At 65.9% G+C, this 8,577-nt stretch carries 9 protein-coding genes; 4 read left to right on the top strand and 5 right to left on the bottom strand.

Annotation, left to right across the window (positions count from 1 at the left end; genetic code table 11):
• Positions 1 to 798 (bottom strand): hypothetical protein (locus NZM16_RS08215; protein ID WP_295479848.1); only part of this gene is annotated, 798 nt, incomplete at its 3' end.
• Positions 799 to 1,343: 545 nt separating this feature from the next.
• Between NZM16_RS08215 and NZM16_RS08220 the strand changes: the two genes are divergently transcribed.
• From NZM16_RS08220 to NZM16_RS08230, 3 genes are read left to right on the top strand one after another with little or no spacing between them, the layout of a single operon-like run.
• Positions 1,344 to 2,345 carry a trypsin-like peptidase domain-containing protein gene (locus tag NZM16_RS08220; protein ID WP_295479850.1) on the top strand — a complete coding sequence of 334 codons (1,002 nt, stop codon included), beginning with the start codon at positions 1,344 to 1,346 and terminating at the stop codon, positions 2,343 to 2,345.
• Positions 2,267 to 2,872, top strand: coding sequence for a S1C family serine protease (locus NZM16_RS08225; protein WP_295479852.1), 606 nt, complete (start codon positions 2,267 to 2,269; stop codon positions 2,870 to 2,872). Before NZM16_RS08220 ends, NZM16_RS08225 begins: the two co-directional genes overlap by 79 nt.
• Positions 2,869 to 3,495, top strand: a complete 627-nt coding sequence (locus NZM16_RS08230) for a response regulator transcription factor (protein WP_295479854.1) — start codon at positions 2,869 to 2,871, stop codon at positions 3,493 to 3,495. Before NZM16_RS08225 ends, NZM16_RS08230 begins: the two co-directional genes overlap by 4 nt.
• 266 nt (positions 3,496 to 3,761) lie before the next feature.
• On the opposite strand, the gene NZM16_RS08235 is transcribed toward NZM16_RS08230, so the two are convergent.
• The 4 genes from NZM16_RS08235 to NZM16_RS08250 all read right to left on the bottom strand — a co-directional run bounded on the left by NZM16_RS08235 (position 3,762) and on the right by NZM16_RS08250 (position 7,683).
• A complete protein-coding gene (locus NZM16_RS08235) occupies positions 3,762 to 4,214 on the bottom strand; it encodes a HEAT repeat domain-containing protein (protein WP_367281020.1) in 453 nt (150 codons plus the stop codon).
• On the bottom strand, positions 4,123 to 5,376 hold the full coding sequence (locus tag NZM16_RS08240; RefSeq protein ID WP_295479856.1) for an NACHT domain-containing NTPase: 1,254 nt from the start codon (positions 5,374 to 5,376) through the stop codon (positions 4,123 to 4,125). Before NZM16_RS08240 ends, NZM16_RS08235 begins: the two co-directional genes overlap by 92 nt.
• Positions 5,377 to 5,402: 26 nt before the next feature.
• On the bottom strand, positions 5,403 to 5,954 hold the full coding sequence (locus NZM16_RS08245; protein ID WP_295479858.1) for a hypothetical protein: 552 nt from the start codon (positions 5,952 to 5,954) through the stop codon (positions 5,403 to 5,405).
• Positions 5,955 to 6,429: 475 nt separating this feature from the next.
• Positions 6,430 to 7,683 carry an AAA family ATPase gene (locus NZM16_RS08250; RefSeq protein WP_295479860.1) on the bottom strand — a complete coding sequence of 418 codons (1,254 nt, stop codon included), beginning with the start codon at positions 7,681 to 7,683 and terminating at the stop codon, positions 6,430 to 6,432.
• 418 nt (positions 7,684 to 8,101) lie between these two features.
• On the opposite strand from NZM16_RS08250, the gene NZM16_RS08255 reads away from it, so the two are divergent.
• Positions 8,102 to 8,577: bifunctional 2-polyprenyl-6-hydroxyphenol methylase/3-demethylubiquinol 3-O-methyltransferase UbiG (locus tag NZM16_RS08255; protein ID WP_295479862.1), on the top strand; the 476-nt coding region annotated here is incomplete at its 3' end.

Here is an 8,577-nt window from a genome sequence, read left to right on the forward strand (position 1 = left end):
CACCTCGTTGTTGTTCTCAACCCCTGTCCAGTATTGGGTGACAAACACTAGGATCTCCGGATAGTGAATGGCCGTTGGGTGGTCAATGGGGAACCAGTTGTAAGGAACTTTCGGGGCCGTCACATCGAAGATGGCATCCCAGATCAGGACGTTGAAAGCCGCCCCCTCAGGCATCGGCTGGTAGTCCTGGTTGAAGATCATCCAGCGCCCCATTTGCTCTTCATACCGCACGCCGATGACATGCGGGTTGTAGGTGCCTATCCAGTTGGGCGTCACCAGCAGGCGGGCCTTGGGATTGCCGTTGAGGAAGGGATGGTCTAGAGAGGTCATGGAGCCACTGATATTATCCAGGTGGGCTACGTGCATATAAGCGTGGTCACCCGGCTTGACCGCCAGGACGTTAAAGCGCACGTTGGGGGTCATGGGGCTGCCGTCCTGGTTAAAGATCGTCCAGCGGATGCCGTCATACCAGACGCCGACAGGCTTTTCGTGATACGGCCCGATGGTGCCGTAGTCCGCGGTCACAAACAGCAGCACGTTCGGGTTCCCGTTCAGCATGGGGTGGTCGAGGATCGTCTGGTTGGCGCGCAACGTTGGCGGCGCAGCGATATGCTGGAAGGCCGCGATCACGACGGGGGAGGACTGCGGCGCGGGCTCGGGCACCGCCGGGAGGGACGCGTTGGCGGACGGAACGGGCGGGATGGGGAACGCCGAGGCCAGCAGCGCTGCCGCCGTCAGCCAGAATCCGAGGCGGCGCAGGGCCGGGACAGGTGGATGGGAGGAACTTCTTTTTTTCATGGCGAACCTCCTTTTCTCTTCTGGTAGTGTTTCCTTAGTGACAGTGGCGGATCGTGCTTTGGCTTTCCTAGGGATTTGAGGTGGGGTCATTAGCACCATTTCCCTCTGCCCGGGATTCCCATGTCCAATGTCCAAACCAGCCCCGTGAGAGGGCTGGAGCCTGGAACAGGGATTATGCTCTTGTGTCTGATCTTAATTCCCCAGCGTCCACAAAGCGTCCACAAAGGGGGGCGCGAGCGTAGGGCCCGATCACCCCGTGTCGTATTCCCGGGTCGCATTTCCGCCCTTCGCCACGGGCCTAGGCTCCGAAGCGGCGGGGGATAGGTCTGGCCTTTCGGGCTCGGGCGGCCCATCCACTTCTCGGGCCCAACCAGGTTTGATGCGGAGCCGGCAGTTCCGAATTCGAACCGTCGGGTGGACCCGTCGATGAAGCCCCTGCCATCCCGCGAACGGGCAGGGGTTGCCCTGGCTGTTTGGGGGAGGCGAAGGGGTGGATTCGAGGGTATGCTGACATCCGGAGGAGATGGAAACCTGAGGAGGAACCCATGGATCGCGAGGATCGAAATCTCCTGGCGGCCCTTTCGGAGGCGATGGCGGAGGCAGTCGCCCGGGGCGCGGCCGCCACGGTCACGGTGGACGCGCGGGATCGATGGCCGGTCAGCGGCGTCGGCTACGCCGCGGACCTGGTCTTGACGGCGGATCACGGGATCGAACGGGAGGAGATCCGCGTGGTGTTGCCGGATGGCCGGGAGCGCTCCGCCGTCCGGATCGGCCGGGATCCCTCCACCGACCTCGCATTGCTGCGCGTGGAGGGAGGACCGGTTCCGATCCTGGAGATCGCCGATCGGGAGCCCCAGGTGGGGCAATTGGTCCTGGCGCTGGGCCGACCGGGCTCCGAGGGCATCGAGGCCAGCCTGGGGGTGATCAGCGCCATCGGCGGCCCGTTGCGCACGCCCTGGGGGGGGTGGCTGGAGCGTTACATTCGGACGGATGTCACGATGTATCCGGGGTTCTCCGGCGGCCCTCTGATCGACGTCGAGGGCCGTGCCCTGGGTGTCAACACCTCGGGCCTGGCTGGGATCCCGCTGACGATCCCGATCCGGGCGGCGTGGCGGGTGGCGGAGGCGCTGGCCCGGGAGGGCCAGGTGCGCAGGGGTTACCTCGGTGTGCGGACCCAGTCGGTTCCCCTGGCCCCTGCGCAGCGGGAGGCGCTAGGGCGAGCCCAGGCCCGCGGGCTGCTGATTGTGGGGATTGAGGAGAGCAGCCCGGCCGCCCGGAGCGACCTGCGCGTAGGAGATATCCTGACCGCCTTCCAAGGGCGGCCGGTGGAAGATGCCGAGGACCTCCAGAGCCGGCTGATGGGAGAGGTGGTCGGTCAGGCGGTGGAAGTGGAGGTGCTCCGGGGAGAGGCGCGGCGGACCGTGATGTTGATCGTGGGCGAGCGTCCGGAGGAGCGGGAGGAAATGCGATGGCCATTCCGGGGCGGACCCCGAGGGGGCTTCCGGCGGCGGTGGATGCCGCCATGGTCGCCCGGGTGGAGCAGGTGATCCCCCAGGTGGTTCAGGTGTGGAACGGCCACGGGGGGTTCGGCGCCGGCATCCTCTGGCGGCCTGGGATCCTCGTGACCAGCGCCCATTTGCTCACACCGGGCGCGCATCGCGCGACCCTGTGGACCGGGGAGACGTTCCCCGTGGAGCCTATGGTTGTCGACGAGGAGCTCGATCTGGCCGTGCTGCGCCTGCCCCGTCCCGAGGGCCTGCCTGTAGCTTTTCGGGATCCCGCCACCCTCCCGGTGGGCTCCCTGGTGCTCGCGGTGGGTCATCCCTGGGGGGAGCGATACGCAGTCAGCATGGGCGTCTTCAGCGGATGGGTGACCGCTCGCACCCGGGGTCCGCGGGGGGTGTTGCGTTTGCTCCGCACGGATGCCCGATTGGCCCCAGGAAACTCCGGCGGGCCCTTGCTGGACGCGGAGGGGCATGTCGTGGGGGTTTGCACGATGGTCGTGGGAGGGGATCAGGGGATGGCGATCCCGGCGGATCTGGCGGAAGCCTTGGTGCGGAGGATCCTGTTGTGATTCGAGCGGCGGTGATCGCCGCTGTGCCGGCCCTACGGGCCGGTCTGCGCGCGATGCTCGAAGCCAGCGGGGAGATCCAGGTGGTGAGGGAAGCGGCCTCCCCAGCGGACCTCGAGCCCTATCCGGAGATCGAGGTGGTCGTCGCTGTCTTCGAGCCGGCGACGGCGCACGGGTTGCGCGAGTGGCGTTCGCTGGGGGAGGAACACGCGCTCCTCTTTCTGGTGGAGAGAGCGGAATCGATCGGACCGCTGCTCGCGTTTTCCCCTCCGGTTTACGGGATTTTGCCGCTCGAGGTCTCCGCAGAGACCCTGTGGGCCGCTGTGCGAGCGCTCCGGGAGGGCCTCATCGTGCTGAGCTCCGCCTTTCATCCGCTTCTTTTCGCGTCCGGAGGACCTTCGGGCGTGGAGGAAGAGGAAGCCTTTGGGGAAGAGCTCACCCCGCGGGAGATCGAGGTGTTGCGGTTGCTGGCCGATGGGCTGGCCAACAAAGAGATCGCCGCTCGGATGGGGATCAGCGAGCACACCGTCAAATTCCACGTCTCCTCGATCTATCGCAAACTGGGGGCCGCCAACCGCGCCGAGGCGGAGCGCCTGGGGCTGCGGCGGGGGTGGATCCCCTTGTGAGGCGGAGGGCGTCCACGAAGTGGGGACCACGAATTCACGAATCGGGACTCCAAATGAACTTAGGGGCACCCCGCGGGGTGCCCCTATGTGGACATGCCCCCATACCCGCGTCGGGACGCTCACAGGGGACATCCCCACTAAGGTTCTCGAGATCTCAGATCTTGCTCTGGCGGCTGATGGGGATGGGCGATCAGTCCCCCCGGGGGCTATCGGCGCCGGGCCTCTTTGTCAGTAGAGCGCTCGTGAGGAAGCCCCGAGGGAGGGCCTCAATCTGTCTCTCCCGTGAGCAAACCCCACAGCGCCTCGAAGGCGGCCTCCGCCGGCGGGAAGTCGGCAGACCGAGCCATCGCGGCCAAGTCTTCCAAAATCTCCCCTCGCTGGCCCTCCGGTGGGGAAAGCTTTCCAATGGATTTGGCAGCAGCCCTGCGCACGAATTCGTCTTCGTTCTTTAGGGCCTGCAGGAGGCGGGGAAGGGCTCGGGGATCGTGGAGCTGCCCCAGGGCCTCAGCGGCGGCCCCGCGCACAAGTGGATCTTTGTTCTTCAGGGCCCGGCGGAGGCGGGGGAGGGCCTGGGGATCGCGAAGTGCCCCCAGGGCCCCAGCGGCAGCGATGCGCACAAGTGGATCTTTATCCTTCAGGGCCCGGCGGAGGTGGGGGAGGGCCTGAGGGACGCAGAGCTGCCCCCGACAGCAGCAGGAGGACTTCCTGCCAGGCCGGATGGTGTAGGAACGGGCGGAGGTCCGATAGAGGGTCCGCAGGGTCGAACCGATCGGCCAGATGGCGGGCCGCTAAGTATTCCTCAAAGGTGCGATGGAAGAACCCGAACAGCCCCTGCTCCCGCTCGACCAGCAGCCCCGTCCCCTCCTGGATCAGACGCAGGAAGTCATCGGCCAGGGCGCCAGCGCGGTCCACTGGAACGTCTTCCCGCTCCTGCAGCAGGCGGGCGATGTGGTCCAGAAGGGCCTCCCGAGGCAGCCAGCCCCCAGGCTGATCCCGGTGCATCTCGAAGGCCAGCGGTCCCAGGATGCGGACGGCGAAGGGCTCGTCCAGCCGCCGTCCCCCCAGGTAGAGATCGATCGGCCGCCCGGTGGGGCTGCGGGCGCGGTTCCATGTCTCCACGAAGGCCTCCACCAGCAGCCGGTAGAGCTCGATCCGCTGCTCTGGGAGCCGGGTGCCCTGTTCGTAGATCAGCGCCATCGCGGTGAGCATCAGCGGGTTGCGGGCCAATTCGCGGATCCCCGGATGGCCCTCCAGGATGGCAGCTGACATCTCCTGGGCCCGGCGCTCGATCTGTTCCTCCACCGCCGGCGAAAGGTCCCGCCGACCCCGCAGGGCCTCCTCCAGCGCTCGCGACCAGCGCGGTAGAAACAGCTCGATCGCCGGCTTATCCAGTGGCCGCAGATGGGCGGAAACGAAGGGGGCATCCAGTGGGGCTGCCCCGTATCCTGCGATGCGTGAGGTCACCAGGATCTGGAGGCCTCGATATCGGCGCAGCAGGCGATGGAGCTGAGCGATCAGCGCGCGGCGGGCCTCGAGGCTCAGGACCTCATCGAGGCCGTCGATGAGCAGGAAGATCCGTTCACGTTCCAGGGCCTCCTCGATGAGGGGCCGCAGCTCCCCCAGACGGCGGGCTGGCCCGTAGCGATCGCGCAGATAGTCCTCCAGGGAAAGGGCAGGCCGCTCCTGCCACGCGAGGGCGAACTCCGCAGCGGGCAGCACCAGGGGGAGCCGATCCTCCGTCCATCCCAGGGCCGCACGGACCCCTTCCGATCCCCGGGCGTAGACCAGGGCCAGCCACCGCACCAGGGTGCTCTTCCCCGACCCGGGATTCCCCAGGACGACCAGTTGCGGATACGTCTCCAGCGCCCGGGGCAGGGCCATGGAAACCGGCTCGGCAGCCTCCAAGCTCAGGCCGCGGGGAGGTCGGCAGGCGACTTTCGGGGAGCGCGGAGGGCGACCGCCATCGTGCGCAACGCCCGCTCGCGCTCTAGGGGGTCGGCGGGCAGGGGGAACCGGAAGAACCCGCTCAGGCGGGAATACAGATCGCCTGCGTGCTCCATGAGCTCCGGGATCAGCTCGGGCTGCAACCAGAACACAAAGAGGGCCCCGCGCTCCCGCAAGCGTTCCCGCTGGTAGTTCAACTGGCGGAACGCCCAGGCTCGCGCCTCTGCCGGGAGTTCCGCTGCACCGAACACCAGAACGATCTCTCGGCGTTCAGGCCGAGCAGGGGCCGGCTGCCTCAGGAAGGTCGCCAGACCTTGGGGGGAAAGCTCGGCTTTTATAATTTCGCTCTCTGGCATCCAGAGGTCCCGGAAGAGAGCCGCTAAGCGCGCCTCCGCGTCGGCGTCCGGCGCCTCCACCACGAGCAGGGCGCTGTGTCCGGGCGGCGTCAGACGTGTCGTGGCGAGCAGACGACGCCCCTCTTCGATCCATTCCCCGATTTGATCCAGCGTCACCATGGGCGTCCCCCGAAGGCCCTGGGGAAATCCCTCCCTCCGCCTCCTGCTCTCGGTTCCTGTCCTTAGAGCATACCCGAAAGTTCGGTGCCTCGTAACGATTCAGCCCCTATCCCCCTTCCCCCTCCTCTCTTCTGCAAAACGGGAGAGGGGAGGGGGAACGAAACGCCGGGAATCGGGGAGTGGCCTTTGGCGGCCCCGATCCCCCGTCGGGCGCTGCCCCGCCGAACGGTGGAGGGAGGAGTCAGGAATCCCGAGGGATAAGGACAGAAAGCGATCCTTGTCGCGATGGCGCCTGAATCGTTAGGGCGCCTTCAAAGAATGACGAGAGCCATCCAGCGGCACTGGGCGTTCGGACAATCGCACCCCCCGCCAATCTCCTACCCTCCATTCGTGTATTCGCGCCCCCATTCGTGGACGGCCCCCCTCTCTCTGAACGCCCGGATGCGCTCTTCGGAAAGCTCAACGGCTCGATGTTTCATCGCTCCTCTGCTGACGAGGGGGATGGCGAGACCTCCAGCAGCGGCCAGAGGATCGGGTGGGCGTCGAACCAGATGGTCTCATTCAGGTAGCTGAGCAGGTAGTTGTGACGGATCAATTCCTCCGCCCGGGGCCCTTCCGGGCGTTGATGGGTGCGGTGCGCTTCTTTCAAAAGCGCTCGATCGCCGGGGGTCATTGCGGCCTCGTAGAGCCGGCGAAGCCGGGCGATGGCGCGCAAGGCTTGCTTTCGCTCGATGCGCCCGGCGCCTTCCATCTCCGCCTCCACGATGGCCAAGCGGACCAGCCGGATCAGATCGCTCACGATCCCCCCCGAAGCCATGATCAGCTCGTTGACCACTCCCCGGGCGAAAACGGCTTCCTCCGTGTAGGAGGGACCACGGGGGCCGTCGGGCCGTTCCAGGCGTTTCTGGATCACCTCCCGCATAAACCGGAAACCCTCCCGATCCTTCCGTTCGGGATCCCCCCGATCGAACAGCCGGACGTTGGAGAGGGGGACCACTTCCTCGAAATGTCGTCGGCCGCCCTGCTGGGAGAGATCGTAATAGAGCTCGATGGGCGCGGCGTAAACCGCCCGGCAGGCGATCCGCCCTAGATACGGCTTATCGACGAAATTCAATTGGATCGTATCCGCCTGACGGGATTTATCTAGATCGTCCACGATCAGCAGCAGCGGTCGCTTGACGCTTCCCTCGACGACCCGGATCAGCGCATTGAGGGCCTCCGTGGCCCGTTCCAGATCCCGGTCCACGGTGGGAGACCGCATTAGCTTGAGATCCAGCCCCAGGGTGAACCCGAGAGAGACTAGCTCCGGCAGCGGCCGGGCAGGAGGCATCCGCCAGCTGGCCACCGCACGAAGCAGTTTGTCCAGATCGATCTGGAATTGAGTGTTCCCAGTGTGGGCATGAACGGTTCGCTCCACGGTCTGTTTCAATTCCTCCAGTGGTGTGCGATCGATGGTCCCGACGGCCTGCTCTGCGGCCTGATGGATCACCACGCCGATCATGAAGAGCACTTCCAGCGGGTTGGTCTTTTCGACATCCAGAAGATCGTTCAGGGGGATCCGCAGCACGAAATAATCACGCTCCATCAATCGGGCGAGGTAGGTCAATTCCGTGCTCTTCCCGCTTGCCCGGTGTCCGATCAGGAGTAGACGCTGAGGGGGCTTTCGGGGGTCCAGCATCACCTCCAGACGTTTCGCGGGCTGCTCCGCCGGCCTCCCCGGCCGCGGCACATACTAGTCCTCCAGCCGCTCCGACGGGATCGGCTCCAGGTGGTTGAAGGCGGTGTAGAGCAGGTTCCAATCCGGGGGCGGTGTGGCCATCTCAGGTCCTCCCGGGTTTCTCAAGCGTAGAAGGTATCCCGGATATCGGGAGGCGAAGGATATGGTCTATTTAGGCGATCGAATCGCTATCGGAGTGATAGGAGTTGCGCCGTCCCCCTCATTGGGGAAAGAGGTCTTCGACGCCATGGGCAACTTCAGGCGACAAGTCTGATCCGGACGCCTTCGGGAGGGAATCGGAGCTTGCCCACGGCGTCTTTTATCCTCCTATAGCCCGAAGGGCTGGGAGGAGGAGCGTTGCAATCGTTATTCGCTATCTTATCAGATATCATGGGCCAGGACAAAAGACGCCGGAGGGAAAGGACCGCGGATGCGCTTTGGGGAGGGAGAGGCTTTCCGTTCGATCTTTCCTCCAGAACGGCTCCAGCGGATCGCCCGGATGGAGGCGGAGCACTTCTGGTTCGTCGGGCGGCGGATGGGGATCGCCCGATGGTTACGGGCCGTCGGTCCCCTGGACGGATGGGTCCTGGACGCCGGCTGCGGGACGGGCGCCCATGTGCAGTGGCTGGCTCGTCAGGGCCTGCGTCCGCTGGGCCTGGACCTGCTTGCGGATGGCCTGCGGGGGCTCCGCGCCCAGGAGCCTGTTCTTCCCCTGATCCAGGGCTCTGCCGAGCGGATGCCCTTTCGCGATGGCGCGATGGCGATGGTCCTCTTCCTGGACGTGCTGGAACACCTGGATGATCGCACCGGCCTCCGGGAGGCCTTTCGGGTCCTCTCCCCGGGTGGCTGGCTCCTCCTCTCGGCGCCCGCGATGCCGTGGCTGTGGAGCGCCCGGGATGTCGCCGC

The sequence above is a fragment of the Thermoflexus sp. genome (assembly GCF_025055495.1).
Classification (GTDB): Bacteria; Chloroflexota; Anaerolineae; order Thermoflexales; family Thermoflexaceae; genus Thermoflexus.